Source organism: Brevundimonas vesicularis (assembly GCF_044807075.1).
Taxonomy (GTDB): Bacteria; Pseudomonadota; Alphaproteobacteria; order Caulobacterales; family Caulobacteraceae; genus Brevundimonas; species Brevundimonas vesicularis_G.
Genome location: NZ_CP085234.1, coordinates 986,268 through 1,012,931, shown reverse-complemented (window position 1 = coordinate 1,012,931; position 26,664 = coordinate 986,268). Strand labels below are relative to the sequence as shown.

30 protein-coding genes and 1 tRNA gene are annotated in these 26,664 nt (G+C 65.8%); 17 read left to right on the top strand and 14 right to left on the bottom strand.

Annotated elements, in window-relative coordinates:
• Positions 1–22: 22 nt before the first annotated feature.
• A complete protein-coding gene (locus LG306_RS05000; protein ID WP_404418720.1) occupies positions 23–655 on the bottom strand; it encodes a hydrolase in 633 nt (210 codons plus the stop codon).
• Between the two features lie 338 nt (positions 656–993).
• Between LG306_RS05000 and LG306_RS04995 the strand changes: the two genes are divergently transcribed.
• The 5 genes from LG306_RS04995 to LG306_RS04975 all read left to right on the top strand — a co-directional run bounded on the left by LG306_RS04995 (position 994) and on the right by LG306_RS04975 (position 6,774).
• A complete protein-coding gene (locus LG306_RS04995; protein ID WP_291537832.1) occupies positions 994–1,470 on the top strand; it encodes a hypothetical protein in 477 nt (158 codons plus the stop codon).
• Positions 1,362–2,027, top strand: a complete 666-nt coding sequence (locus tag LG306_RS04990) for an SDR family NAD(P)-dependent oxidoreductase (RefSeq protein ID WP_224761173.1) — start codon at positions 1,362–1,364, stop codon at positions 2,025–2,027. Before LG306_RS04995 ends, LG306_RS04990 begins: the two co-directional genes overlap by 109 nt.
• Before the next feature lie 569 nt (positions 2,028–2,596).
• Positions 2,597–4,243 carry an acetolactate synthase large subunit gene (locus LG306_RS04985; RefSeq protein ID WP_191554970.1) on the top strand — a complete coding sequence of 549 codons (1,647 nt, stop codon included), beginning with the start codon at positions 2,597–2,599 and terminating at the stop codon, positions 4,241–4,243.
• A 31-nt stretch (positions 4,244–4,274) separates the two neighbouring features.
• Entirely contained in the window at positions 4,275–5,711 is a 1,437-nt protein-coding gene (locus LG306_RS04980; RefSeq protein ID WP_191554969.1) for an aldehyde dehydrogenase family protein, read from the top strand.
• Positions 5,712–5,838: 127 nt separating this feature from the next.
• Complete coding sequence (locus tag LG306_RS04975) at positions 5,839–6,774, top strand: hypothetical protein (protein WP_191554968.1); 936 nt, start codon at positions 5,839–5,841, stop codon at positions 6,772–6,774.
• 29 nt (positions 6,775–6,803) lie between these two features.
• Here LG306_RS04975 and LG306_RS04970 read toward each other — a convergent pair whose 3' ends face one another.
• The 3 genes from LG306_RS04970 to LG306_RS04960 form a co-directional block, all read right to left on the bottom strand.
• Entirely contained in the window at positions 6,804–8,144 is a 1,341-nt protein-coding gene (locus tag LG306_RS04970) for a hypothetical protein (RefSeq protein WP_191554967.1), read from the bottom strand.
• A gap of 148 nt (positions 8,145–8,292) precedes the next feature.
• On the bottom strand, positions 8,293–9,627 hold the full coding sequence (locus LG306_RS04965; protein ID WP_191554966.1) for a site-specific integrase: 1,335 nt from the start codon (positions 9,625–9,627) through the stop codon (positions 8,293–8,295).
• 325 nt (positions 9,628–9,952) lie between these two features.
• Complete coding sequence (locus LG306_RS04960) at positions 9,953–10,606, bottom strand: DUF1345 domain-containing protein (RefSeq protein ID WP_404418716.1); 654 nt, start codon at positions 10,604–10,606, stop codon at positions 9,953–9,955.
• A 146-nt stretch (positions 10,607–10,752) separates the two neighbouring features.
• Between LG306_RS04960 and LG306_RS04955 the strand changes: the two genes are divergently transcribed.
• The 4 genes from LG306_RS04955 to LG306_RS04940 all read left to right on the top strand — a co-directional run bounded on the left by LG306_RS04955 (position 10,753) and on the right by LG306_RS04940 (position 12,891).
• On the top strand, positions 10,753–10,896 hold the full coding sequence (locus LG306_RS04955; protein ID WP_017504296.1) for a hypothetical protein: 144 nt from the start codon (positions 10,753–10,755) through the stop codon (positions 10,894–10,896).
• A gap of 162 nt (positions 10,897–11,058) precedes the next feature.
• The gene (locus LG306_RS04950; protein ID WP_404418714.1) at positions 11,059–11,748 is read left to right on the top strand and encodes a DNA polymerase III subunit epsilon; all 690 of its coding nucleotides are present in this window, start codon (positions 11,059–11,061) and stop codon (positions 11,746–11,748) included.
• Between the two features lie 328 nt (positions 11,749–12,076).
• Complete coding sequence (locus tag LG306_RS04945) at positions 12,077–12,451, top strand: response regulator (RefSeq protein ID WP_404418712.1); 375 nt, start codon at positions 12,077–12,079, stop codon at positions 12,449–12,451.
• The gene (locus LG306_RS04940) at positions 12,448–12,891 is read left to right on the top strand and encodes a response regulator (protein WP_404418710.1); all 444 of its coding nucleotides are present in this window, start codon (positions 12,448–12,450) and stop codon (positions 12,889–12,891) included. The genes LG306_RS04945 and LG306_RS04940 overlap by 4 nt, the downstream gene beginning before the upstream one ends.
• A gap of 77 nt (positions 12,892–12,968) precedes the next feature.
• Here LG306_RS04940 and LG306_RS04935 read toward each other — a convergent pair.
• Both LG306_RS04935 and cpdR read right to left on the bottom strand, forming a co-directional pair.
• Positions 12,969–13,043 (bottom strand) — tRNA-Val (locus tag LG306_RS04935).
• Positions 13,044–13,173: 130 nt separating this feature from the next.
• The gene (cpdR, locus tag LG306_RS04930; protein ID WP_017506825.1) at positions 13,174–13,530 is read right to left on the bottom strand and encodes a cell cycle two-component system response regulator CpdR; all 357 of its coding nucleotides are present in this window, start codon (positions 13,528–13,530) and stop codon (positions 13,174–13,176) included.
• Between the two features lie 112 nt (positions 13,531–13,642).
• Here cpdR and LG306_RS04925 point away from each other — a divergent pair, with 112 nt between their 5' ends.
• On the top strand, positions 13,643–14,467 hold the full coding sequence (locus LG306_RS04925; RefSeq protein WP_404418708.1) for an N-formylglutamate amidohydrolase: 825 nt from the start codon (positions 13,643–13,645) through the stop codon (positions 14,465–14,467).
• 367 nt (positions 14,468–14,834) lie between these two features.
• A complete protein-coding gene (locus tag LG306_RS04920) occupies positions 14,835–15,434 on the top strand; it encodes a hypothetical protein (RefSeq protein WP_404418706.1) in 600 nt (199 codons plus the stop codon).
• 59 nt (positions 15,435–15,493) lie between these two features.
• Here the strand turns inward: LG306_RS04920 and LG306_RS04915 are convergent, their stop codons facing one another.
• The gene (locus tag LG306_RS04915) at positions 15,494–16,339 is read right to left on the bottom strand and encodes a ribokinase (RefSeq protein ID WP_404418704.1); all 846 of its coding nucleotides are present in this window, start codon (positions 16,337–16,339) and stop codon (positions 15,494–15,496) included.
• Positions 16,336–17,316 (bottom strand): nucleoside hydrolase, encoded by a 981-nt coding sequence (locus tag LG306_RS04910; RefSeq protein WP_404418702.1) that lies wholly within the window; start codon positions 17,314–17,316, stop codon positions 16,336–16,338. Before LG306_RS04910 ends, LG306_RS04915 begins: the two co-directional genes overlap by 4 nt.
• 126 nt (positions 17,317–17,442) lie before the next feature.
• Here LG306_RS04910 and LG306_RS04905 point away from each other — a divergent pair, with 126 nt between their 5' ends.
• On the top strand, positions 17,443–18,474 hold the full coding sequence (locus LG306_RS04905) for a UbiA family prenyltransferase (protein WP_404418700.1): 1,032 nt from the start codon (positions 17,443–17,445) through the stop codon (positions 18,472–18,474).
• Between the two features lie 23 nt (positions 18,475–18,497).
• On the top strand, positions 18,498–19,334 hold the full coding sequence (locus LG306_RS04900; protein WP_404418698.1) for a DUF3298 domain-containing protein: 837 nt from the start codon (positions 18,498–18,500) through the stop codon (positions 19,332–19,334).
• 174 nt (positions 19,335–19,508) lie between these two features.
• Here LG306_RS04900 and LG306_RS04895 read toward each other — a convergent pair whose 3' ends face one another.
• Genes LG306_RS04895 through LG306_RS04885 form a run of 3 tightly spaced genes read right to left on the bottom strand, consistent with a single transcriptional unit; the run spans position 19,509 to position 21,098 of the window.
• Positions 19,509–20,456 carry an alpha/beta fold hydrolase gene (locus LG306_RS04895; protein WP_404418696.1) on the bottom strand — a complete coding sequence of 316 codons (948 nt, stop codon included), beginning with the start codon at positions 20,454–20,456 and terminating at the stop codon, positions 19,509–19,511.
• A gap of 37 nt (positions 20,457–20,493) precedes the next feature.
• A complete protein-coding gene (locus tag LG306_RS04890; RefSeq protein WP_174087098.1) occupies positions 20,494–20,694 on the bottom strand; it encodes a helix-turn-helix transcriptional regulator in 201 nt (66 codons plus the stop codon).
• Positions 20,691–21,098 carry a hypothetical protein gene (locus LG306_RS04885; RefSeq protein ID WP_241004681.1) on the bottom strand — a complete coding sequence of 136 codons (408 nt, stop codon included), beginning with the start codon at positions 21,096–21,098 and terminating at the stop codon, positions 20,691–20,693. Before LG306_RS04885 ends, LG306_RS04890 begins: the two co-directional genes overlap by 4 nt.
• Positions 21,099–21,225: 127 nt before the next feature.
• On the opposite strand from LG306_RS04885, the gene LG306_RS04880 reads away from it, so the two are divergent.
• Both LG306_RS04880 and LG306_RS04875 read left to right on the top strand, forming a co-directional pair.
• Positions 21,226–22,173, top strand: coding sequence for a fatty acid desaturase family protein (locus LG306_RS04880; RefSeq protein WP_404418694.1), 948 nt, complete (start codon positions 21,226–21,228; stop codon positions 22,171–22,173).
• A complete protein-coding gene (locus tag LG306_RS04875; RefSeq protein ID WP_404418692.1) occupies positions 22,170–22,820 on the top strand; it encodes a class I SAM-dependent methyltransferase in 651 nt (216 codons plus the stop codon). Before LG306_RS04880 ends, LG306_RS04875 begins: the two co-directional genes overlap by 4 nt.
• A gap of 13 nt (positions 22,821–22,833) precedes the next feature.
• Here the strand turns inward: LG306_RS04875 and LG306_RS04870 are convergent, their stop codons facing one another.
• The gene (locus tag LG306_RS04870; RefSeq protein WP_404418690.1) at positions 22,834–23,400 is read right to left on the bottom strand and encodes a type 1 glutamine amidotransferase domain-containing protein; all 567 of its coding nucleotides are present in this window, start codon (positions 23,398–23,400) and stop codon (positions 22,834–22,836) included.
• A gap of 106 nt (positions 23,401–23,506) precedes the next feature.
• Between LG306_RS04870 and LG306_RS04865 the strand changes: the two genes are divergently transcribed.
• Positions 23,507–23,896 (top strand): hypothetical protein, encoded by a 390-nt coding sequence (locus tag LG306_RS04865; RefSeq protein ID WP_404418688.1) that lies wholly within the window; start codon positions 23,507–23,509, stop codon positions 23,894–23,896.
• A 64-nt stretch (positions 23,897–23,960) separates the two neighbouring features.
• Positions 23,961–24,812, top strand: coding sequence for a neutral zinc metallopeptidase (locus LG306_RS04860; protein ID WP_404418686.1), 852 nt, complete (start codon positions 23,961–23,963; stop codon positions 24,810–24,812).
• 13 nt (positions 24,813–24,825) lie between these two features.
• On the opposite strand, the gene LG306_RS04855 is transcribed toward LG306_RS04860, so the two are convergent.
• Complete coding sequence (locus tag LG306_RS04855) at positions 24,826–25,491, bottom strand: DsbA family oxidoreductase (protein ID WP_404418684.1); 666 nt, start codon at positions 25,489–25,491, stop codon at positions 24,826–24,828.
• Positions 25,492–25,673: 182 nt separating this feature from the next.
• Positions 25,674–26,531 carry a DUF1206 domain-containing protein gene (locus tag LG306_RS04850; protein ID WP_404418682.1) on the bottom strand — a complete coding sequence of 286 codons (858 nt, stop codon included), beginning with the start codon at positions 26,529–26,531 and terminating at the stop codon, positions 25,674–25,676.
• Positions 26,532–26,664: the final 133 nt, after the last annotated feature.

Genomic DNA, 26,664 nt, shown 5'->3' with positions numbered 1-26,664 from the left:
GGGCGCGGGAGCGGTAGAACTCTTAGACGTGGGCGTTCTTTTCGGGGTTGAACCCGTCCCAACTCTCGAACACGTCCATGAAGCCCGGGACCGTATCCTTGCGGGACCAGTCGCGCTGGAGCTCGCACCACAGCTGAGTTTTGCTGATGAGCTTGCCGCCGGCCTGCTCGACGCGGCGCAGCCCGAGCTCATGCGCCGCCACGGAGGTGCCGCCGATCGCGTCGGCCACGACGTAGACGTCGAACCCTTCGCGCAGTGCGTCGAGTGCGGGGAAGGCAAGGCAGACCTCGGTCCACAGCGCGGTCATGATCAGCTTCTTGCGGCCCGTGGCGAGGACGGCTTGCTTGAATTCCACAGCTTCCCACGCATTCACCGTCGTGCGGTCGATGACCGGCGTGTCAGGCAGCAGGTCCATGAGGGGTTGAATCGGCGCTTTGTTGAGGCCCGTCGCCACGTTCACCGACGAGTGGATGACCGGGACGTTGTAATTCACGACCGCCTTGACGGTGTGGACGATGTTGAAGAGCAGTTCCTCCTGGCCGATGGACCGGATCGAGCTGACCTGGATCGGCTGATAGTCGATCAGAAGAAAAGCGCAGTTTTGCGGCGTGAGGAGGTGATCGGTTTTCGGATCACGGATGGGTTCGCTAGCCATTACAGATACTCCTGGCGTTGAGATCGGGATGCGCCTGCGCGCAAGCACGCAGGCTGACGACGCCCGGCCGGGTCGGGGGATTGGGGGGAAGCCCGGCCAAGGCGACGATGGGGTCAAGGTAGCCCCCTCGCCTGTCGCCGTCCGCCTGGACCGGGAGAACTCAGTGTTCTCCAGTCCGGCGCCGCCGCTGGTCAGCCGACGGGCTAGACCTTCCCGGGGGCCCGCCCCTGGCAACCCCGTCACGAGCGGAAACCTGACACGGCGGCGCCGTGCGGACATCGCCCGAGCACCGGTCGCCAAGAAGGCTTCGGCGCGACAACACGAGACCAGAGACCGTCATGACGCTTCAGCGCCCCCGCTCCGCCCCGCCCCCCTCCTCAGCCCCGGCCGCCGCCTGGCTGGCGAAGGCGGGCGCGGTCGCCTACGTGATCTGGGGCCTGCTCCACGTTCAGGCGGCGTGGAAGGTCTACAGTCTCGGACAGCAGATGGCGGACGGCATGGAACGCGCGCGAGTTCTGCAGAACGCCTGGAACCTGCTCTGCTTCGCCCTGATAGCGATCGTAGCCGCGGTGGTCCTGAACTGGCGGAACAGTTCACGGGGCTGGTGGATCAACCTCGTGGCCGTGAGCGCCACCGATATCGGCTTCATCGCCGTCGTCCTGGCCCCGGGCTATATGCCGCTATTGGCGCTGCGATTGCTCAGGCCTTGGCCGAGCGCGGCGCGGACGTCGCCATCACCTACCAAAACTCCCCGCAGCGCGCGGACAGCGTCGTCGCTGCGATCCAGAAGGTCGGGCGCCGCGGCCTCGCCGTGAAGGCCGACAGCGCCGACACCGACGCCATCGAGAGCGCCGTAGCTGAGACGGTCAATGCGCTCGGCGGCTTGGACATCCTGGTCAATAGCGCGGCCATCGGACTAGCCGGTCCCGTCGCGGATCTGGACCTCGCTCAATTCCAGACCCTGATGGACGTGAATGTTCGCGGACCCGTCGCCTTTTCCAAGGCCGCGATCCCGCACCTCGGTCAGGGCGGGCGGATCATCTCGATCGGCTCCGCCTTGGGTGATCGGGTCCCCTTCCCTGGGGTGACGGCCTACGCCATGACGAAATCGGCTCTACTGTCCTTCACGCGCGGCCTTTCGCGGGAGCTTGGTCCGCTCGGCGTCACCGTGAACCTCGTCTCGCCAGGATCGACCGATACCGAGGCCAATCCGGCTGACGGCGAAGGCGCCGATTTTCAGCGCGGTCTGTCGTCCGTGGGACGCTATGCGGACCCGCGCGAAATCGCCGACGCCGTCGCCTTCCTGGCCAGCCCGGCGGCCAGCATGATCAACGGCACGGTTATAACGGTCGACGGCGGCGCGAACGCCTAGCCTGTCAAAGACGCCCGCATCGGCGCATTGCCGATGCGGGCGTTGACACGGGCGACGCCGTCGGTAGCGGCGCAGAGCAGCGGTTTATAACGTCGATCTGGCGTTGGAAGGCTCGCGGGTTCTGGGATCGAATCCCTACCGGTCGCTCCATGCCTCAAGGACTGAGAACGGCGCTTCACGACGTCTGCTTTGGAGCAGCAAGCAAGGCTGTGGCTTTCTGCGGCCAACCGAGCAGGCCGCGAAGCGTGATCCGATCATTCAGCAAACGGCGCGCGCTATCCGCCAAGCCGCCACCGTTAGGCTTCAGGGATCAGGGGTCCTTATTGACGCCGACCACACAGCTAACGGGATCCCTTTTCTACGCCGGTCCACACTTCAGCGCCTATCTCGCTACTTTCGAGACGGTATAACCACCTGATCGGCCAGCAGTCGGTCGAGCTTCAGGGCGACCGCGCCACCGTTCGCCAGCTACAGGATCAATCGCGCGTCGGTTGACCGCCCCATCGTTGATCCACCTACGCCCGGCCCCCCAGTCCGGGAGTTGATCGTCACCTGACCCCGGAGTTTCCATGACCAAGGCGTCTGATCTGTTCGTCGCATGCCTCGAACAGGAGGGTGTCGAATACGTATTCGGCGTGCCGGGCGAGGAGAATCTCGACCTTCTGGACAGCCTGTCCCGATCAAAACAGATCCGGCTGATCCTCACGCGCCACGAACAGGGCGCAGGATTCATGGCGGCGACCTATGGCCGGCACACGGGCAAGGTCGGCGTCTGCCTGGCGACGCTGGGTCCAGGCGCGACCAATCTCGTCACCACGGCCGCCTATGCGCAGCTGGGCGGCATGCCAATGATGATGATCACCGGCCAGAAGCCGATCAAGTCCTCCAAACAGGGACGATTCCAGATTCTGGATGTGGTCGACATGATGCGGCCGATCACCAAATACACGCATCAACTGGCCTCGGCCGACAACATCCCCGCCCGGGTGCGCGAGGCCGTGCGCCTGGCCCAGGAGGAAAAGCCCGGCGCGACGCATCTGGAACTGCCCGAAGACGTCGCCCGCGAACAGACCGACAACGGCCCGATCCCCGCGAGCCAGGTGCGCCGTCCCATTCCAGACCCCAAGTCGATCCAGATCGCGGCCGACCGGATTGCGCGGGCCAAATCCCCGCTTCTGATCGTCGGGGCGGGCGCCAACCGCAAGATGACCAGCCGGATGCTTACCGAGTTCGTCGAGAAAACCGGCATCCCCTTCATCACCACCCAACTGGGCAAAGGCGTCATCGACGAGCGCAATCCGAAATATCTCGGCTGCGCCGCTCTTTCGTCAGGCGACTTCGTTCATCGCGTCGTCGATGCGGCGGACGTCATCATCAATGTCGGCCATGATGTCATCGAGAAGCCGCCCTTCTTCATGACTGCCGAGGGTTGCGACGTGATCCACATCGGCTTCCGCACAGCCGAGGTGGATCCTGTCTATTTCCCCCAGATCGAGGTGGTCGGCGACATAGCCAACGCCATCTGGCAGCTGAAGGAAGCCCTTGACCCGCAGGCCGACTGGACATTCGCGGACATGGAGCGGTTCCGGCGCGCCGAGATCGCGCATTCCGCCGCCTCGGTGGGTGACACGCGCTATCCGGTCTATCCGCAATACCTGGTCGACCAGATCCGGCAGGTGATGCCGGACGACGGCATCGTCTGCCTCGACAACGGCGTCTACAAAATCTGGTTCACCCGGAACTACCCGGCCTACATGCCCAACACCATGCTGGTGGACAACGCGCTGGCCACCATGGGCGCCGGCCTGCCCTCGGCGATGGCGTCGGCCATGATCTGCCCGGGGCGAAAGGTCATGGCCGTCTGCGGCGACGGCGGCTTCATGATGAACAGCCAGGAGATGGAAACCGCCGTCAGGCTGGGGCTCAACCTGGTCGTTCTGGTTCTCAACGACAACAGTTACGGCATGATCCGCTGGAAACAGGCGCATATGGGTTTTGCCGACTGGGGTCTGACCTACGGCAATCCGGACTTCGTCAAATACGCCGAGTCCTACGGAGCACACGGGCACCGCGCGACCAGCGCGGAAGGCCTGCCAGACCTCTTGCGGGCCTGCCTCGATACGCCGGGCGTCCATCTGGTGGAGGTTCCGGTCGACTATGCCGACAACGACCGTATTCTGAACACTGACATTCGTGACCTGAGCGCCGCGCTCTAGGTCAACCGCCAGCCTATGCCGGAGCGATCCTTTGCCCTCCCTGAAGACGTCCTATCCGCTCTACCTGGCCAATGAGGCGCTGAGCCCGAACCAGGACCTCGAGGTCACCAACAAATACTCCGGCGAGGTGGCGACAAGGGTCGCCCTGGCCGACGCGGCGACGATCGACAAGGCCATCGGCGCGGCGGTTCAGGCCACGCGTCCGATGGCCGAGATGGCGGCCTACGAACGCCAGGCGGTCCTCGCCCATTGCGTGACTCGGTTCCAGGAACGGGCGGACGAACTGGCCTATGCCCTGTGCATCGAGGCCGGTAAGCCGATCCGGGACTCGCGCGGCGAGGTCAGCCGACTGATCGACACCTTCCGCATCGCGGCCGAGGAATCCGTGCGCATGACCGGCGAGGTCCAGCCGCTGGACATCTCCGCCCGCGCCAAAGGATATCAAGGCATGTGGAAGCGCGTTCCGATCGGCCCCTGCTCCTTCATCTCACCGTTCAACTTCCCTCTGAACCTTGCGGCGCACAAGATCGCCCCGGCGCTGGCCGTCGGCTGCCCCTTCGTGATGAAACCTGCGTCGAGGACGCCGCTGGGCGCCTTGATCATCGGCGAGGTGCTGGCCGAGACCGACCTTCCCAAAGGCGCTTTCTCCATCCTGCCGGCGACCCGCGACGGCGCGGATCTATTCACCACCGACGACCGGTTGAAGCTGCTTTCGTTCACGGGCTCGCCCGAGGTGGGCTGGGCCCTCAAGGCCAGATCCGGCAAGAAGAAGGTGGTGCTGGAGCTCGGCGGCAATGCTGCGGTGATCGTCGATCGCGATACCGATCTGGCGGACGCCACGGACCGGATCATCTTCGGGGCCTTTTACCAGTCGGGGCAGTCGTGCATCGGCGTGCAGCGCATCCTGATCCACGAGGACATCTACGAGGCCTTGCGGGACATGCTGGTCACCAAGGTCCGCGCGCTCGTCTCTGGCGATCCTCTGGACGAGAACGTCTTCATCGGCCCCATGATTGACGAGGGGGAGGCGCGCCGGCTTGAGAGCTGGATCGCCGAGGCTACCGCTGCGGGCGCGACCCTACTGTGCGGCGGCGGCCGTCAGGGCGCGATGTTGGAAGCGACGCTGCTGGAGGGCGTAGGTCGGGGCCTGAAGATCCGCGACGAGGAGGCGTTCGGGCCGGTCGCGATCCTGTCCCGTTTCTCCGATTTCGAGGTTGCGCTGGAAGAGGTCAACGACAGCCGGTTCGGCCTGCAGGCCGGTATCTTCACTCGCGACATCCACAAGGCGATGCGGGCCTGGGAGGTGCTGGAGGTCGGCGGCGTGCTCATCGGCGACGTTCCCAGCTATCGCGTGGACAACATGCCGTATGGCGGGGTCAAGGATTCAGGGCTGGGACGCGAGGGGGTCAAGTTCGCCATGGAAGACATGACCGAAATCCGCAACCTGGTGATCAGAAGGCACGGGTAGTCGCCATCGCTCCACATCCGGCGTTGAAGTCCGGAAGCCAGGGGCAGAGACGCTTTGGCCGACGACTGGATGATCGGATCGTGGCTGGCGGCCTCTTCGGATAAGCTCGCTCTTGCGACTCCGAAGTATGGTGGAGCGCATCACCATACGAGGACGGAACATGGGGCGGTTTACGTTGGCTGTCGAAGACATGCCTGAGGACCACTGGGATCTTCTGCTCGCTTTTACGGACCTTATCGAAACCGCGTTGCTCGAACCAAGCGTCAATCTCGAGCCCGCCTACGCATTTCTCCGGCGGCATTTTACGCGCGACACCGGTATGTCCGACCTTGTGCCAGACTTCGTCGAAGACAGCGCGGACCTGCCGGCGCTCACGCGATATCTGGCCAGAACTGGCCTTTCGATTGATGAGCAGATCGCCCACGTGCATGAGGCATTTGAACCCCTCGGCGAATACATGGAGCTCGTTTTTCGCCCGAGATCAACAAACTACGCTCGCACCTTTTGGCCCGACAAACCCAAAGACACGCCATTTGCACCCCTCCCAGGCAGTCTTCCTGTAGCGATCGAGCCAACTCCTTCTTCCTCAGAGGATGAGCCGTTCGATAACTTTGACATGCCGCTTACAGCGCGAGCGCAACGAGTGGTCCGGCTAGCGCCGATTGCTCTTGAAGGTCTGGAACGGCTGATCCGTGATCGGAGCATTCCGGGAGCCTCAAACGCATCTCAACCGCTTCTGTGGGAGGAGATCGACGCTCTCCACAGGCTCCATCGGGAACTCGGCGACCTGCTGCGTTTGGCCCGCGCAGGACGCCCTTTTGAAACCCAATGGGCTGCGGTTAGTGAGCTTTTCCAAGGCGTATTTCGTCTTGGAAAGGAAACTGGAGAACTCTTCGTCAATGGGCTCCCCCCGCTCGCGGCATCCGCCCTCCCCGCGCTAGGTACTTTAAAGGCGTGCGAGGCGATGCTCCATCTGGACACAACTTCTAGCGCGACCATTGCTGCGGGCGTGGTTGCCGGAACCTTTGCCTTGAAACCAGGAACGAAGAAAACATCGACCTAGGTGCGCGCTCATACGATCCGCATCCCCGGTCAGAACCGAAGACCAGGACTCGACTCGGCCTCCTCGCTTACTAAGAGATGATCCGGAAGCGGCCACGGCGTCGCGTGCCGGCCGATACGGTAGGGCGCCATCGACTCCGTCAGCGCCCAGGTCTCATTTCGATCCGTGGTCAGTTCAGGGCGCAAGTAGTTGGCGTATACCCAGCGGAAGCGCGGATTGTCGGGCGTGAACTGGTGGGCCTCTACCATGTTTCGAACGTGCCTGACGGTGTTCACGTCGCGTCCGCCCATGGTCTCGACGCCGACGTGGACGACACCAGGCCGGTCGGCCGGCAGCTGCCGCTCGGCCTTCGCAACCACCTGCCGGAAGTGCTTGGCCTTGTGCCGGATGGCGGCGGGCGAGGAACTTGTCCAGGTCACAACGCTCACACGGTAGATGGTATGGGCGTAGATTGGCCGCTTCTTCGCCGGGCGCCACCGGGCCGAGAAGCTGTGGTCGGCTTCGTGATCGTAGTTGCCGGAGACCAGTTCGATCATCCGGCTCGACCCGTAGAACACGTCGTCATGGGCCATGACCCGGCGCGCCAGATGCCAGGTCGGCGCGGCGATCGCACCGTCCGAGACCTGATCGGACCAGACTGCCCGCTTTTCGCGAAGGGCCGTCTCCACCCGGTTTACGAGATAGTCGGGCGGGACGTCCTGAAGTTCGACCTTGAAGTCGATTGTCAGGATGAAGGACGTGTCCAGGCGCTCCCTCAGGCGATGGACGGGCGCAGCGAGCGCCAAGCCAAGCTGACGCTCTTTGATGGCGTAGGCCGATGGCATGAGGCGCTTGCATTCGATGGCCCAGCGACGAGTGCCCCGGGAGGCATGCAAGTCCGGGGTCGGCGGTCCGCCACGGATTTCTTGTACGAACCGGGTGTCCCAGCCATGCCTGTTCCAGGCTAGGGCGACCAGCAGTTCATAAATGCCGGGCTCGGGCTGGCGCCGATCGCCCGTCATCAGGCGCGCGGCCCGGTCCTCGGCACCCGGTATCGCCCGCAATCGCCCCAACTCCAGGCCGAGGCGCTTCAGGTAGGGAACAGACCGAACCATGGCGTCCGGCACGAAGCTCTCGCGGTTGGCGGCGAAGGCCTCGCCCTGGACGATCCACCACGCCGCGGCGTCGGATGGATCAAAGGGATCGGCGTGTTGGCCTCGCTTCCAAGCTTCGAGCGCCGACGCAAGGTGAGCGCGCTGGACCTCAAGCCGGCCCTCCATTTCACTGACCGGCACGAAGCCTTTCAGCCAATCGACCGCGGCGCGCACGTCTTCGTCACGCCAATCGTGGCCCGTGCGCGGCGCGATCCAGTTTGGGTCGGGGAAAGGCATAGCCCACCATCAACGTTAAAGCTGTGGCGGGGCAAGAGGCCTCTCGTTGGCGGAGGGTGAGTGGCCTGTTGCCTCCGGGCCGCGACCGTCTAACTGTCGGCTGGGAGCTGTAAGGGAGGGTGCTTAAGCGGCAATGATAGAGCAGCGGCTAGAACCTCATGGCCTGGCTCAGTCTCGCTGCCGTCTTGTTCGCCACAAGCTTCAGCGGATCATCGCTCAGGTGCGCGTAGATCTCGGTCGTCCTCGCCTGCTTATGGCCGAGAACCTTTCCGACGAGGAACAGTGACGCGCCATCCGCGATGGCGAAGCTCGCGAAACTGTGCCGGAGGTCATGGAGTCGGACGGTCGTTAATGACCGGACTTCGCGAAGGTCGCCGCCCAGGTCGTGGATCCGCCGATGCAGGATCGCATCCGCTCTTGCCTTGACCTTGGTCCACAGATTGGGGAGGCCGACGAAGTGGCCGTCTCCCTTCAGGGCGGGCAGCACCCAGGGCGATCCCGTGCCAAGCGCCGGCGTCGTGTCCCCCGAGTTGTGGCCCCTCGACGCCTCGGGAGCTCGGGTCTCGTCCCAACGACGCCGGAGCACCGCGATCGCATCGTCGGCCAGCGGCACGACCTTGGCCCCAGTCTTTGACTCGGGGAGGCGCAGGCAGCCCTTGGACCAGTCGACGAAGTCCCATTGCAGCGTCAGGATTTCCGATTTGCGGCACCCGGTCAGCATCAGCAGGCGCACCGAGTCGGCCATGACGGCGTAGCGCTCGTCCTCGCGCTCAAACTCCGCCAAGGCCTCGGCGAGCGCGGCAATTTCCCGCTCGGATAGGTATCGCTCCTTTCGGATCGTTTTGAACCTTTCGACGCCTTTGGTCGGGTTCTTCTGGAGATACTCGGCCTTAATCGCGAACTCGTAGACCGCCCCGAGCGTGATCACCGCCATCGCGGCCACGCGCTTGCCGCCCCTCACCTTCGACCGACGACGGTGTCCAAGCATGACGTTTCTGGCCGTCTTGCCCTGAGAGATGTCGAACTGCATCCGCGACACATCCATCGCGGTGACGTCGCGGGCGAGATGCCGGCCGAGCAGCGGCTTGATGTGGCAATCGAACATGATGCGGTTCGTCTCCCAGCTTGAGTCCTTCTTATTCGGCTTCAGCGCGGGTCCCTGCTCGAGATAGAGGTCGGTCAGCGCTTCCACGGTCAGCGCGTTCCTGTCGGCGACCTTCTGGGCTTGGGGATCGACCCCGTCCCTCACGTCCTGAAGTTTCTCGATCGCCCGGTCACGCGCCTCATCAAGACCATACCCTCCGTCGGCCTTGCCAAGGGTGAGCTTCCGGAACCGGCCTCCCAGTCGATAAAAGAGGACATAGCTGCGTCCGCCTCCGGGCCTGACGCGAACTCCAAAGCCTGTGACCTGGGTGTCCCACACGCAGAACTCGGCGGCTGCGGGTTCTAGGTTTTCAATCAGTTTCTTCGTCAGTTTCGGCATCGAACGGCCCAAAAAAGGTAGCGTATGGGTAGCAGAAAGTGCGATTTGCTACCTGTTTCCGCGATTTGCACATCGTACCGGAAAACAGGATTTCTACAATCTTTTCCGTAAGTTGGAACAGAATGAGATGACCTGAAAAGGCATGAAATAGGAACATTATCCTAATGGCATGCAAGAGGTCAGCGGTTCGACTCCGCTAAGCTCCACCATCAGCCTCCCTCTTCCATCGATATTTCGAGGAAGAGGGAGACTGGCCATCCCTTCAGAATAGCCCGTTTGACCACCTTCACGCGAAGGTCGCGTTCGATCGTACGACGCCTACGCTCTAGAGCAACGTGGCGGCCAGATTGACCGTCAGCGCCAAGATGACGGCGTTGAAGAACCAGGCGATCAGGCTGTGAAACGTCGCCAGGCCGCGCAGCTTGCGGCTGGAGATCTGCACATCGGCCGTCTGGTTCGCCACGCCGATGATCAGGGCGAAGTGTAGAAAATCCCAGTAGTCCGCATCCTCCTCACCCGGAAAGATCAGCCCGCCCTGATCGCCCTTGCCGTCGTCACGCGGCGCGTAGAAGCCATGGGCGTAATGCAGGGCGAAGATGATGTGCACATACAGCCACGACAGCCCGACGGTGCACACTGAGAACATCGCCTGCCCGACCGTCGGCTTGCCGTCGCTGGCCACCATCGCGAGGACCAGGACCACGACGCTGGCCACGGCCGCCGCCATGCTGAGCGGCAGGACCAGGACGCCCGCTTGATCCAGTTCCGCCGCGCGGCGTCGCATCGCCTCCTGAGAACGCGCCCTGAAGATCTGCGCAAAGGTCGCAACGAGGAAGGTCGCCACGCCCGCGTCCCATCCGGCCGCCAGTCGCATCGGCCAGCCGAAGCTGGCCGGCGCCAGCGCTGCGACGGCCGCCAGGACCAGCAGCCCAAGCCATAGCGACAAATGCAGACGGAACAGGCGCGCGACAGATCCCATGCCGCGAGATTGCGCATTCCTGGCCGCACGTCCAGCGACCGCGCGGCCTGCGGAGCGGCTACGACAAAATGGATTTCGTCTCATTGAGGGACACGACTGCCGGCGACGTCATAGAAGTGTCGCTTATCGTTTCGGGGGAAACGCGAATGCTGGTGTCGATCGTGATCGGCGAGGCTCTCTATCTGGCGCATCGCTGTCGGCGGGCGCTGATCGCCTCGCCCGTGGTGCTGGTCGGGCTGTGGGCCGTGATGACCGTCATGCCGCACGGCTCGATCCGTCTGCCGAACTGACGAGAAGCTGTCGGCGGCCTTTTCAGGCGCCGGACCGAATCCGATGCCCCAGGCGTTGTCAGGTGTGAACCCGACGCCGAGGACGCCCTGACCGACTTCTCCCCATCACCCCAACGCATCCGCGTCATCGATCTGGAGACGGCCGGATCCGGCCCTCAGGACGTGTGCGAGATCGGCTGGCAGGACGTGGTGCGCGACGGGGCCGGCCCATGGCGTTTGGATGCGACGCGCGGCGCCCGTTTCGTGAATCCCGGTCGGCCGATCTCGCCCGACACCATGGCGATCCATCACATTCTGGACGAGTGGGTTCAGGACGCCGGCTACTGGAAGGCCGTCGCGCCGCCCATCCTTCGTCCGGAGACGGGCGTGATTGCCCTAGCGGCTCACCGGGCCAGTTTCGAGCAGCGGTATTGCACCCCCGCCCTGTCAGGCGGCGCAAGGTGGATCTGCACCTGGAAATGCGCCCTGCGGCTGTGGCCCGATCTGCCGCGCTTCTCCAACCAGATGCTGCGCTACCTGCGCAGGCCCCAAGGACTGGTGCATGAGCTGGGCCTGCCGGCGCATCGCGCCCTGCCCGACGCCTATGTCACCGCGCATCATCTGCGCGACATGCTGAACCAGGCGACCGTCGAGCAGCTGCTGGCCTGGAGCCGCGAGCCGGGACTGCTGCCCCGCGTGCCCGCCGGCCCCGAGCGTGGCAAGGCGTGGAGCGCGGTGGATGCCGACCGGCTTCATGTCCTGGCGTCGGGACGCGACATCGACATCGCCTTCACCGCCGCGACCGAGCTTCGCCGCCGCGGCCTATTGGCGGACCTTGCCGCCCAAAGACCAGACCAAGGCCGTCTGCTTTAGATTTCGCCTTGTCCATCCTCCCTGCGACCACGACAAAAGACAGTCGCTCCATCTCCAGCTGACGTCGACCTCCTGAACGCGCCAGATCGGCCTCGAACGCTAAAGTTAACGAAAGCCTTGCACCGCGCCACTATGACGCTTGACTTCAGTTTTTATCGAGATGAACGGTGTCGAAATTCTCCAGCAGCCACGCTTGCGGCCTGCGGCGCGGGTTTTGACCTAGACGGCGTCAAGGCTCCGCGTCGGGGCAAATCGCACCCGCTCACCGGGCGGTAAGTTTTGGGCAGCTGGGAATCACTGTCGGGCTGACGGCCCGAGATCGGAGCAGATGATGGAAGCAAGCCCGCTGATCCTGGTGGTCGATGATGACGCCTTCATGCGCGAAATCACGCGCGTCCACCTGGAAGGGGTCGGCTATCAAGTCGCTCTGGCGACCAGCGCGGCCGATGGCGTCCAAAAAGCGCGGGAGCTTCGACCCTCTGCGGTCGTGATGGATTTCGCCATGCCGGGAGGCTCAGGGGTCGAAGCGCTGAGAACCCTTCGAACCGATGACGATGTCGGACACATACCCATCTTAATGGTGACGGCCTGGTCTCTGGAAGAGTGCCAATCGGGAACGAAGGGCCTTTCGGCAACCTGGCTTCAGAAACCCGTCATGGGCGAGGACTTGATCGCGTCGGTGCGAGCACTTTTGCCAGCATGACCGGATCCAGCGCCAATTTATCGCGCGGTGCGCGTGTGCTCGTGGTCGATGACGACACCTTTATTCAGCAGATGGCGGAAATCCTGCTGAAGCGACAAGGGTGCCGCGTGAGCGTCGCTGCGACCGGAGCGGCCGCATTGGCATCGATGGCCGCGCCTGCGCCGGACCTCGTTCTGCTCGATCTCGGTCTTCCCGACATCTCAGGCCTGGAGGTTCTTCGTCACTTCCGGGCTGCGGAAACCTGGCGGCACGTGCGCATCCTGGTGTTTACCGCGTCGCATGAGACCGAGACCATTGTTCGCGCCAAGCAGTCGGGCGCCTCCGGATATGTTTGCAAACCGGTGGCGCTGAACACCCTGGCGGAGATGGTCGGCAACCTGCTTGATCAACCCTCTCTGACCTGGATCGACGACTACACACGCGCCCACAGCCAGAATTAGGCGATCAGTTCGATTCATTCACGCCCTGCAGATGCTGGCCGGCGCCATTACGGGACAAACGAAGAAAGTGAGGAAAATGGTGGACGCGACAGGGATTGAACCTGTGACCCCCTCGATGTCAACGAGGTGCTCTCCCGCTGAGCTACGCATCCGCCGTAGGGCTCCGAAAACCGTCTTCGGAGCGGGAAGAGCGGTCGTATAGCGGCGAGGCCCGTCGGCATCAAGCCGATTTAACGGCAAGAATGCGATTTCTCGCCGAACGCCGCTCGGCGCGCTTCAGGTTCAGGCGGCGACCATCCGCTCGACCTCATTGACCAGATCGCGCAGGTGGACGGGCTTGGACAAAACCTTGGCGTCCGGCGTGGCCTGGGCGGCCGTCAGGGCCACGGCGGCGAAGCCGGTGATGAACATGATGCGAAGGCCGGGCTGGCGGGCGGCGGCGACGCGGGCGACCTCGATCCCGTCGGCGCCCGGCATGACGATGTCGGTCAGCAACAGGTCGTAGGGACCATGTTCCAGGGCGTCGATGGCGTCGTCGCCGTTCTCGCAGTCGATGACCTGGTGACCGGCCCGCTCCAGCGCGCGCGTCAGAAATCCGCGCAACGAACCGTCGTCTTCGGCCAGGAGAATACGCGCCATTCGAGAAACACCCTTGAAACAGACCGCAAACCTAGAGCCCGAACGGTAAACCGCCGATGAAATTCGCCGATCAGCCGACTTCCTTCCACAGCGAAACGCGCTAAGCGGAAGCATGACCGACGGCGGCGACAGCTTTTCGATCACCGCCCCGGCGGCGGACGCGCCCGCGACGGCGCTGGTCTTCGCCTCGCCCCACTCCGGCGACCTCTATCCCGATGACATGGGCGCGGCGCCGGGCCTGTCGCGCGCCAGCCTGAAAAGCGCCGAGGACGCCCTGGTCGGGCGCTTGATCGCAGAGGGGCCGCGCAGAGGAGCCGCGCTGATCGAAGGCCGGATCGGCCGAGCCTATGTCGATCTGAACCGTGACCCGTCCGAGCTTGACCCGGTCCTGATCGCGGATTTGGACGGCCCGGTCGGGGCCAAGACGGCCGCCGGTTATGGCGTGATCCCCCGGTTGGCCGGTGACGGGACGCCGCTCTATGCGCGCCGGCTGACGCTGGCGGAAGCCAGACACCGCATCGCCACCGTCCACGCCCCCTATCACCAGGCCCTGGGCGAACTTATGCAGGCGACGCGCGCGAGGCATGGACGAGCGGTGCTGATCGACTGGCATTCGATGCCAGCGCGCGCCGTCGGGGCCGAGGTGGTCTTGGGCGACCGCTATGGCTCGACCTGCGACGCACGGCTCAGCCGAAGACTGCGCGACCTGTTCGAAGGGCTGGGCTGGCGCGTGGCGCAAAACCACCCCTACGCCGGCGGTTGGTCCACCCAACGCTGGGGCCGTCCGGACGAGGGCTATGAGGCCATCCAGATCGAGCTGAGCCGCAAACTGTATCTGGACGAGGCGACGCTGGCCCCCAATGGGACCTACGCAAAGACGCAGAAGGCCCTCTCCCGCGTGATCGCAGCCCTCTGCGCGGACGCGTGGTCGGTCTGACTGATCGCTGATCAGATCAAAAAAAAGCCGCACCCGAGGGTGCGGCATTAAAAGTCTATAGGGAGGAAACGCCCAGGAAGGGCAAGACGCCCGGAGGCGTCAGAGGTCAACTTAGGTTGCAATGCACAATGGGTCAAGACCCATGCGCGGCTGTAGGGTCACGCCTTGTTACGAAGTATGGGCCTGCGTTCGGGACGTGACGTGGATTTGGCGACAAATGGGCGAACCTCCGCTTTCGCATGTGCGAGATCGTCGAGAGCATGCCGGATGGGTTCGCGCTTGATCTGACAGTTCCGTAACCTGCACGCCCGCAATCAGCCACAAAAAGGATCGTCAATCTCCGCTCAAGCTTCAGCGGAAATTTCTCATGCGCCCGTCTCGACTGTCCTGCGCCGCCGCAATGTCGGCCGTCGCCTTCGCCGTCCCGGCCTTGGCTCAGGAAGCTCCGCCTCAGAACAACGCGGAAATGGTCGCCATCTTCGCCGCCGATCAGGCCGTGCGTCAGAATCTGTCGCCCGACTTCTTCAATGATCGCGCGCGCATGACCGAAATGATCGCGGGCGACGCCGCGCGCCGGGTCCAGACGCGCGCCTTGCTGGACGCCGGGGCGCTCCAGACCGGCGAGGACTATCGCGCCGCCGCCTTCGTCTTCCAGCACGGCTCCACGCCCGAGGATTATCTGCTGGCCCATAGCCTGGCCGTCGCCGCCGTGGCCAAGGGCTCGCCCGACGGCGCCTGGATCGCCGCCGCCACCCTCGACCGCTATTTGCAGATGACCGACAAGGCCCAGATCTACGGCACCCAGACCCGCAAGACCCGCGACGCCCCGGCCACCCTCGATCCCTACGACCGCGCCCTGATCCCCGACAGCCTGCGCGCCGTCTTCGGCGTCCCGCCCCAGTCGGAACAGGACGCGCGTCTCGCGGCCGTCAACGCCGCGGCGGAGGCCGCCGCGCCGAAACCCTAAACCCGTCATTCCGAGGTGTCCGTAGGACGAACCCGGCATGACACCGACTAAGATGAGGCTCAGGACACCAACAGCGCCTCGACCTGATCGCGCTCCGGCGCCGACGGCTGCGCGCCCGGGCGGGTTGCGGCGAAAGCCCCGGCGGCGCAGGCGAAGCGCAGCGCCTCGGCCGGGTCCATGCCTTCCAGCAAAGCCACGGTGATGGCGGCGACGAAGGCGTCTCCCGCGCCCGTCGCATCGACCGCCTCGACGGCCGGCGGGGTCGCCCAGGCCATTTCGACGCCGCGCTGATACATGGCCGCGCCTCGGGCGCCCTTGGTGACGACCACCCGTCCCCCGCCCCGGTGCAGGCCGTCGCCATAGAAGGCCGCCTCGGTCTCATTGACGACGATCAGGTCGGCGCGGCGCAGCAGCAGTTCCGACACCGGCGCGGCGGGCGCCAGATTGGCGCAGACGAAGCCCGTCGCTCGGCCCACCGCCGCCTCGACCGTCTCGATCGGCAGCTCCAGCTGTACGATCAGCGCGCCCTCGATCCGCTGGGGCAGCTGTTCAGGGGTGACCATATGGTTGGCGCCGGCCGCGACCACGATCTGGTTCTCGCCGGTTGGATCGACGGCGATCAGGGCGACGCCCGTCGGGGCCGCCACATCCACCTCCACCCCCGCCAGATCGACACCCAGGTCTTCCATCAGGGCCAGGGCCTCGCCAGCCATGGCGTCGTTGCCGACCCGCCCGATCAGGCTGGCCTCTGCCCCCAGTTTCTCGGCCGCCAGCGCCTGGTTGGCGCCCTTGCCGCCGGGATGCCGCGCCAGGGTCGCCCCCGTCACCGTCTCGCCCGGCGCCGGCAGTTGGGGCGCGGTGGCCACCAGATCCAGGTTGATCGAGCCGACGACGGTGATCCTCATGCGCCGACCTCCAGCGCCTCAGCCCCCAGCGCCTGAGCCTTCAGTTTGGCGACGATCAGATCGAACACGCCTTGCGCGTCCGCCGCGACCGCCCAGCGATGCCGCGCCGTCGCCGGATCGATCCGGAACTCCACCGCCGTATGCCCACGCGTCAAGTCCGAACCCGTCTCCACCTCGATCCGGCAGGGCTTGGTTTCGAACAGGTCAGGCTGGATCAGCCAGGCGATGGGACACGGGTCATGCAACGGGGCGCCCCAATCGAAAGTGGGCCACCCCACGATCTCGCGCTCCACCCGCTGCGAGAACCGCAGCGTCGATGCCGCCGCCCGCGCGGCCTCGCTGTCGATGGCCTCTATCGCCGCGATCCGGTCCTCGGTCGCACGCACCTGATGGGTCGCATCCAGGCCGAAGGCGACCACCTGACACCCCGATCCGAACACCACCGCCGCCGCATCCGGATCGGCCCAGATGTTGAACTCTGCCGATGCGGTGACATTGCCGCCTTCCGACCGCGCCCCGCCCATGACGACCACCGGCCCCAGCCGTTCGGCCAGCCGCCGCTCGCGCCGCATCGCCAGCGCCAGATTGGTCATCGGCCCCAGGACGGCGATGGCGACCGAACCTTCGGGCCGCCTCATCACCAGATCGACGATGGCGTTGGCGGCCGGCCCGTCGCCGACGATCCCCGTCGGTTCGAACGGCTCCAGATCGCCCAGACCCTCGACGCCGTGAAACGCGCCCGCCCCCGCCGGCGGACGTTTCAGCGGCCGCTCCGCCCCGCCGAACACCGGCACGTCCTCGCGCCCGGCGATCTGGCGGATGATCCGCGCATTGCGTTGGGTCTTGGCGCCGGGGACATTGCCCCCGACCGTGGTTATGGCCAGCAGCTCCAGCTCGGGCGCGGCGAAGGCCAGAAACAGCGCCACGGCGTCGTCCACGCCGGGGTCGCAATCGATGATCAGGGACTGAATAGACACCCTCGTCGTTTGAAGGCCCGAACGCCGACGAGCAACCCGTTTCGGTGGCGCGCGGTGAGCAGTTTGAGGGAATCGCGTCTGCAACCACGCCTTCACCCCTCGTCCCCTTCGCGCTAAGTCAGCCGCATGACTTTCGCTCCCCTCCCCGACGCCGGCGCCAACTGGGTCGATCGGCATGCGCCGGAGGGGCTGAAGCCCTGGTTGAAGCTGGGGCGGTTCGACCGGCCCATCGGCATCTGGCTGCTGCTGCTGCCTGGGTGGCAGGGGATCGCGCTGGCCTTGGCGCAGTACCGGCAGGCGCCGGGTCTCTATGATCTGTGGCTGTTCGTCGGTTTCGGCATCGGCGCTTGTCTGATGCGGGCGGCGGGGTGCGCCTTCAACGACATCGTCGATCGGGATTTCGACGCCCAGGTCGCCCGCACCGCCCAGAGACCCATCCCGTCCGGCCGCATCTCGGTCAAACAGGCCTGGGTCTTTGTGGTAGGATGCAGCCTGATCAGCCTTCTGGTCCTGCTGACCCTGTCGACCGTCGCCATTCTGCTGGGGGTCGGGTCGCTGGGCCTGGTCGCGGCCTATCCCTTCATGAAGCGGATCACCTGGTGGCCCCAGGCCTGGCTGGGCCTGACCTTCAACTGGGGCGCGCTGATGGGGTTCGCCGCCGCCTTGCCCCTGGCGGCGGCCGCATTGCTGCTGCCCGCCGATCTCGCCGGCGAGTTCCGGCCCTTTCTGTGGTCCCCGGCCAGCGAAAGCGGCCATGCGATCGCCCTGACGTTGCAGGCCTATCTCCCCGCCGTCCTGCTGTGGATCGGCGGCGTCTTCTGGACCCTGGGCTACGACACCATTTATGCGCTTCAGGACATCGAGGACGACGCCATGATCGGGGTGAAGTCCTCGGCCCGCCGCCTGGCCTCGGCCGTGCGGCCCGGCGTGGCGGTCTTCTATGGTCTGACCGTGATCCTTGCCGCCCTGACTGGCCTCGCCGCCGGGCTTGGGCCGCTCTTCTGGCTCGGGCTGCTGATCTATGCCGCCCATTTGGCGCGTCAGGTCGTGCGGCTGGACCGCAACGACGGCGCCCTGGCGCTGAAACTGTTCAAGTCCAATCGCGAGGCCGGTCTGATCCTGCTGGCCGCCATCGCTCTTGGCTCAATCTCCCTGTGATCCCCCCGATGATGGAGTTTCCCATGTCGCGCACCGCCCGCATCCTGCTGTTGTCCGCCGCTGTCGCCGCCACGCTTTCCGCGTCTCTGGCCGCCTGCCAGCGCAAGGAAGACAAGGCCCAGGCGCCGGCCGCGCCGGCCCCGGCCGCTGCGCCGGCCATGTCGAACACCCCCGTCGGCTATGACAGCAAGACCCCCTATGCCGCGGTAAAGCTGACCCTGCCCCAGGCGATCAAGACCACGCCCGCCCTGCACGCCGCCCTCTACGCCGACACGGTGCGCGACCTGAAGCAGTTCGAGGAAGGCGCCCAGGCCGATCTCAGCGAAGCCGGCGGCGGCCCGAACCCTTATGAAAAGACCATCGCCTTCGCGCCGGGCGCCGAGACCGGCAAGCTGGTCAGCCTGGCCCGCACCGATTTCGAGTTCACCGGCGGCGCCCATCCCAACACCAGTTTCGACGCCGTGATCTGGGACAAGACGACCAATAAGCGGCTGGGCTTCGCCGACCTGTTCCGGCCGGGCGCCGACCTGTCGGTCTTGGACAAGGCCTTGTGCGCCGCCGCCAACGCCGCCAAACAGGCCCGCTCGCCGGGCTCGGAGGCCGCGACGCTGGACGGCAAGATGTGGACCTGCCCCAAGGCCGTCTCGACCCCGTTCGTCCTGACGCCGGGCACGACGCCGGGCAAGGCGGGCGGCGTGACTTTCCTGATGGGACCCTATCAGATCGGCCCCTATTCGGACGGCCCCTACTGGATCGCCCTGCCGCAGAGCGTCTTCCGCGCCCTGCTCAATCCCGCCTACGCCGACCAGTTCGACGGCGCACCGGCCAAGGCCGGCGACGTGACGCCGAAGAATGGCTGACGCCTGTACATCCTCCCCCGCCTGCGGGGGAGGGGGACCACAAAGTGGTGGAGGGGGCGGACGCATCACTGCTCTCGCCGGTTCAGATTCGTGCGGTTTTCGCCCCCTCCACCACGCTACGCGCGGTCCCCCTCCCCCGTTTCGCTGCGCTACTCGGGGGAGGATCTTCAAGGCTCACTTCGCCAGAAAGGCATCGATCAGTTCGGCGAACCGCTCGGGCTGATCGGCCATGATGAAGTGTCGCGAGCCGTCGACGCGGATCAGGCTCACGCCGGGCAAGGTCGCATACTCCCGCGTCCACATGGCGTCCGCCACCGCCGCAGGCGCCCCGCCATCCGCATCGGCGGCGTAGAGGGCCGTCACCGGGGTCGTCATCGCGGCCAGGCCGGGTCGCGCGTCGGTGGTCATCACATCCTTGATCGCCGCCGCCATCGCGTGTCGGTCGCCCGCCATGGACCACGCCACGATGTCCGCCTGGGTCGCCGGATCGCGTGAATAGCCCGCTGCGGTCTGCGTCTGGCCGTTGCGGAAGGCGTCCTGCGGGGTGTTCAGAATGCCGCTCGCCGCCTGATCGGCGAAGGGGCGCGCGGTCTCGGCTGTGACCTGCGGCCCGAACAGGGCGGAGAAGAAGGGCAGGCTGTCGACACTCATCAATCGTCCCACGGCATCGGGATGCGCCTGCGCCAGCCTCAGCCCGACAAGCGCGCCCATGGAATGGCCGATGACCGCTGGTCGGTTCAGGGTCTCCTGGCGAATGTAGCGATCCAGCTCATCCACCACAGGCTGCAAGAAGGGGCCGTCCCCATGCGACCACGGCTCGCCGGCGAACCCGGCCAACTGCACCAGATGCACCCTGTGCGTCGCCTTCAGCCGATCGGCCGTCGCCCGCCAGACCTCCCGCGAACAGCCGAAGCCGGGAATCAGGATGACATCGGGGCCCTGCCCCACCACCTCGACCGACAGCCGGTCGGAGGCGAAGGGCGCAGCGGCGGACGCCGCTGGCAGCGCGGTCTGGGCGCGGGCCTGATCGCTGGCCACAGCGCAGGCGATCACAACGCCCAGGATGATGGCAAGGCGCGACGGGGCGAAGACGCCCCGGCAAGGGCGAATGACGTTCGACATCACAGTCTCCAATTGTAAGGTTATTCTGACTTTTCGGTCAGTCCGCGTGAGGGTTCTCAAAGATCTCTTCGACCGGCCGCTCGAAGACGGCGGCGATCCGGTAGGCCAGGTCCAGCGAGGGGTCGTGCCGCTCCGTCTCCAGGGCGATCACCGCCTGGCGCGAGACCCCCAGCGCCTGACCCATCTGTTCCTGGGTCCAGCCGCGCTCGACGCGTAGAAGCTTAAGACGGTTCTTCATCGGCTGCTCCGGATGAAGGGTGAAACGACGCCGTAGAGGCCCCAGAAGACCGGCACGATCAACCAGGTCTGCATATGCGGCGCGCCGGCGAAACTCTCGCCAAAGCCCCAGAAGGTGGCGACGGCTAACGCCAGTCCGGCCGCGATGATGAACTGTTTGGCCGTCACGCCGCGCACGAACTCGTCGCTTTCGCGCATCAGCGCCAGGGTCGCCCAGATCTGCCCGATTACCGGCGCCGACACCGCCGCCGCCAGGACCCAGGCCGCCGGCTTGCCCATCAGATCGTCGAACGCGTCGGTCGTCATCATCGCGACGCAGATCGCGACGTAAGGCACGGAGAACGCCATCGTGCGAATGATGTAGCGTCGATGCGCAGGCGTTCCGGTCTTCCAGGCGGTGAACATATTGGCTCTCCTTGTGTAAGGACAACCTGACACCGACAGAATGTCATGTCAACCTGACTTTTTGTCAGGCGCGCCCAACATTCCTCCGTTGCTTTTCCGGACGCGCTTCAGGGGCTAGACTTCACCCATGTCCGCCGCTCCGCACATTGCCCCGTCGGCCCTGTTCACGCCTCAGGAATGGGCGCCGTATCAGATACGCTCGGCCTGGGCCGGCCCGCTGCTGGTGGCCCACTGCTGGGCCGTGATCGCGCTGGCCGTGATCGCGGGCGTCCTGGTCCCATGGCTGATCCCGCTGTGCGTCATGATCGTCGGCACGCGTCAGCTGGGTCTGGCCATTCTGATGCACGAAGCGGCGCATGGCGGGCTGTCGAAGTCGAACCGGCTGAACGATTTTCTCGGCCACTGGCTATGCGCCGTGCCGATCGGCGCCAGCCTGAAGGCCTATCGCCCCTATCACCTGACGCATCACCGCTTCGCCCAGCAGGCCGAGGATCCCGATTTGATGCTGTCCGCGCCGTTTCCCGTCAGCACGGCCTCGCTGCGCCGCAAGCTGATCCGCGATCTGACGGGCCAGACCTTCTTCAAGCAGCGGGCCCTGCTGCCGCTGGCGCAGGCGCGCTCGAGCGGCCCCCGAGATGATGGCGCACATGACTATGAGTCGATCGTGACGGGCCGATCCGTCCTGCCCTTCCTCGCCTTCAACACGATCCTCCTGGCGGGCTTCATCGCCGCCGGCGTTTGGTGGGCTTTCTTCATGCTGTGGCTGCTGCCGATGGCGACGTGGTTTCCGATGGTGACGCGTCTACGAAACATCGCCGAACACGCCTGCGTCGAGGGTTCGGCCGTCGATCCGTTCCGCGCCGCCCGCACCACCCGCGCATCTTGGTGGGAGCGCGCCTTCATCGCGCCCTACTGGGTCAACTTCCACGCCGAGCACCACCTGTTCATGCATGTGCCCTGCTGGAAGCTGGCGCGCCTGCACCGCGCCATTCGTGCGAAGCCGCAAGCTGAGGCGATGGCGGTCGCACCCGGCTATGCCAGCGTGCTGAAGGCTGTTACGCGCCAGCCGGAATGACCGTCCTCGATCCCGCCGCCTTCATCCGTGACAACACCCGGCTTCAGCCCGTGCCGCACGCCCCCGAGATTTCCTTGTGGCTGGCGGACGAGATCACGCCGATCTGGCGGCTGACGGAAGAAGAGCTGGGCGAAATGGGCGTGCCGCCGCCCTTCTGGGCCTTCGCCTGGGCCGGCGGACAGGCGCTGAGCCGGTATCTGTTAGATCATCCGCAGGAGGTCGCCGGCAAGCGTGTCTTGGACTTCGCCGCCGGTTCGGGTCTGGTCGGCGTGGCGGCGATGAAGGCGGGGGCGACCCATGTCCTGTGCGCCGACATCGATCCCTTCTGTCAGGCCGCCGTCGCCGCCAATGCGACGGCGAACGGCGTGACGCTGGACTTCACCCAGACCAATCTGCTGGACGCCGCCCCGCCGGATGTGGACGTCATCTGCGCAGGCGACATCTGCTACGAGCGCCCGATGACTGACGCCGTTCTGGCCTGGCTGGCCCAGGCCCGCGCCAGGGGAACCCGGGTCCTGATCGGCGATCCGGGACGCACCTATTTCCCACGCACGGGCCTGGATTTTCTGGCCGAGTACCGCGTCCCGACGTCGCGCGAGCTGGAGGACCAGGAGATCAAGCGGTCCTCCGTCTGGGCGATGCCTTAGGCGGCGACCTCCTTTAAGCGGCAGCCTGCCCCTCATGGCGGCCTTCGGCGAACTCCTCGATCATCTTGGCGTTGAAGGCGGGAATGTCGTCGGGGCAGCGGCTGGTCACCAGGCCCTGATCCGCCACCACCGCCTCATTGACCACATTGGCCCCGGCGTTCTTCAGGTCGGTGCGCAGGCTTTCGAACGACGTCATCGTGCGCCCCTCGACCACGCCCGCCTCGATCAGCAGCCACGGCGCGTGACAGATGGCGGCGACCGGCTTGCCGGCGTCGAAGAAGGCCCGAACGAACTTCACCGCGTCCTCGTCCGCCCGCAGCAGGTCCGGGTTCGCCACCCCGCCCGGCAACAGCAGGGCGGAATAGGCCGAGGCGTCCACCGCCGCCACCGCCTTGTCGGCCGTGACCTTGTCGCCCGGCGTCAGATGGTCGAAGCCCTGGAACTCGCCGGCCTTCAGCGACACGATCTCGACCACCGCGCCCGCATCCTTCAGCGCCTTCATCGGTTCATTCAGTTCGACCAGCTCGACGCCGTCGGTCGCGAGGATGGCGACAGTCTTGCCGGAAAGGGATTGGGCCATGAGGAATGCTCCGTTCGTAAAGGGGGTTCGGCGGTATGAACCCACAGAAACTCAAAGGGTTGCGGCTCCGCTTGGCGGCGACGGCGCGCGTCCCCACATCGTATCCATGCGATCGCTCCTGACCCTGACCGCGCTGTTGGCCGCTGCCGCCACGCCGGCCTTGGCCCAGACCTATCCGCAGGCCGGCCGTCCCTACGGCGCCTATCCGGGGGGCGTCCCCGCCGCCATCGCCGACCAGCACCGCTATGAGAACGATCGCCTGCGTTCTCAAGCGCAGTCGAACGCGGACCAAGCGCGTCAACAGCAGATCGAGACTCAGCTTCGCCTGCGCGCCATCGAAGGTGCACGCGAACCAACGGCTGCCCAGCCCTTGCCGCCCCGCCCGCTCTACAGCCCCGAACAGGAGCGGACCTTGCGCCAGTCCGCCGCCGAACGCCGCCAGCAGACGGCCCAGGGCATGAACCAGATCGACAACTGGCTTGATCGTCAAAACTGACGCATCCCTTCCCTTGCACCCGCGTTCCTGCCTAGCTTAACGAGGATCGGGCGGAGGATAAGGCATGCGCTGGCAGGGTGGACGGACAGGCGGCGGGGTCGAGGATCGACGGGGTCTTGGCGGCGGAGCCATCGCTGGCGGCGGCTTGGGCGTCGGCGTTCTCGCCATTATCGGCTATCTGGTCTTCGGCATCGATCCTTCGACCACGACGCAGCTCGCCAGCCAGTTCGGCGGCGTCGGCGCCGAGCAACAGCAGGGCCAAGTCGGCACGCCCAAGGATCAGGCCGGCCGTTTCGTCGATGTCATCGGCGCCAACATCGATGATGTCTGGTCACAGAAGCTTGAGGGCTATCAGCGGCCCAACGTCGTCATCTACGAACAGGGCACGCCCACCGGCTGCGGTTATGGTCAGTCGGCCATGGGGCCTTTCTACTGCCCGACCGACAAGACCGTCTATCTGGACCTCGGTTTCTGGCAGGAGATGGAGAACAAGCTCGGGGCCTCGGGCGCCGACTTCGCCCGCGCCTATGTCATCGCCCACGAGTTCGGCCATCACGTCCAGACCCTGACCGGCACATCGGATCAGGTCCGCCGGGCCCAGCAGCGCGCCTCCGGTCAGGCCGAAGCCAATCAGTATTCCGTCGCGCTGGAGCTTCAGGCCGACTGCTACGCCGGCGTCTGGGCCCGGAACGCCTCGGCCGTCTCGAATGGTCAGGTCGCCCTGGATGTTGGGGAGTTCGAGGAGGGCATGAAGACCGCCCAGGCCATCGGCGACGACACCCTGCAACGGCGCAGCGGCGGCCGCGTCTCGCCCGAAAGCTTCACCCACGGCTCCTCGGCGCAACGGGTCGAATGGCTGCAGCGCGGCTATCAGTCGGGCGACCCAGCCTCCTGCGACACCTTCAGCGGCGCCTGATCGCCGACTAAAGTCAAACCTCCGACGCGATCTTGCGCAGGGCCTCTTCGAACACCGAGGCCGGCTGGCCGCCCGAGATCAGATATTTGCCCTCGACCACCACGGCCGGGACCGAGGTGATGCCGCGTGCGCGCCACAGGTCTTCAGCCTGGCGCACGGCCTGAGCGTAGCGGCCCGAGGCTAGCACCTCGGCCGCCTCGGCCCGGTCCAGCCCGGCCTTTTCGGCGGCGGCGGTCAGGACGCCGGCGTCGGTCAGGTTCTTGTTCTCGGTGAAGTGGGCGGTGAACAGCGCCTGTTTCAGCGCCTTCTGCTTCTCTAGCGCCGTCTCGTGCGCCCAGTGCAGCAGCCGGTGGGCGTCGAAGGTGTTCCAGATGCGGCTGTCGTCGGTCATGCGCATGTCGAAGCCCACCTCGCCCGCCCGCTCGCGGATCATGGCGCGGTTGGCGGCGGACTGCTCAGGGCTCGCGCCGTATTTGCGGCCGATGTGTTCGACGATGTTCTCGCCCTCTGGCGCGATCTGGGGGTTCAGCTCGAACGGCTGAAAGGCGATGTCGGCGGCGATCCCCTCGTCCTTCAGGGCATCCAGGGCCGTGTCCAGCCCGCCCAGCCCCACCACGCACCAGGGGCAGACGACATCGGAGACGAAGTCGATCTTCAGGGTCTTGAGCGGAGCGTTCATGGCGCGGCCTTCTGGAACAGCGGTTGTTGCAAAGCATATGGGAAGGCGAGGCGGTTAGTGAAGAGTGCTGGTGAGCGAGAGGTGAGCGTTGCGTCGGGCGGCGCCACGCGGGCGAAGGTCGCTGGAACGGGGGTCGCGCGGCTCACCTCTTGCTCACCAGACTCTTCACCCGCACGACCGGCTCAGCTGATCTTCAGGTCTCTCGGCGGGCGGATCCGGCGCCAGCGCGCCTCCACGAAGGCGAAGGCGCCGAAGGCCATCAGCCCCGCCGCCGTCAGCCCCAGGATCCACGACCCGCCCGGCTGGGCCTCCAGCGCATCCAGCGCCGCCGCCGTCGTCGTCACCTCGCCCGAGCGCGCATGCAGCCCCCCCAGAACCACGAACACGCCCAGCGGCAGATAGGCGAACCCTCGCGCCGCATAGCCCGCCCGCGCCAGCGCCGTCGCCGTGCCGCAGAAGGCCTTGGGGCAGGCCAGGGCGTCGTCGAAGTCGTCGCGGATCGCCCTGACGATATTGCCGACGCCGACGCCCAGCACCACAAGCCCCGCCCCGATCAGCAGCACCTCGCCGAATGGCATCCCCAGCAGCATGGCGGCCTTCTCCTGATTCTCGGCCACGCTCTCGGCCTGGGCCTTTGAAGCATTCGTCGCCTCGCCGAACTCGTCCAGATATTCGAACACCCCCAACGCCAGCACGCCGTAGAACAGGCCGCTGACCGCCTGGCCCGCGCGCGTGGCCCAGCCCTTCAGGTCGCTGCCCTCGTGATCCGCGTCGAACACCGCCTGCAACACCCGCCAGCCGACGAAGGCCCACAGGCCCAGCCCCAGCAGCACCAGCCAGACCTTGCCGAACGGCTGCTCGGCCAGCCAGCCCGCCGCCCCGCTGGTCCCCACCGCATCACCGATCCGGTCCGTCGCCGCCAGCAGGGTCAGCGCCCCGGCCGACAGGTAAACAAAGCCTCGCGCCCCATAGCCGACCCGCGCCGCCCATTCGATCAGGGTCGCCAGCGGCGGCAGGCGAAGGGACTTGGCAGCGTTCATGAGGCGTCTCTGGGCGTCGTCAGGACGCCTCAACGCACCGACGACAACAAAGGCTCCGCTTTCACCCTGTGTCGACATCCGACAGACGCCCGCAGGCGTATGCCGTTAAGGTTCGCGTCCTTGGGAGGCGTTC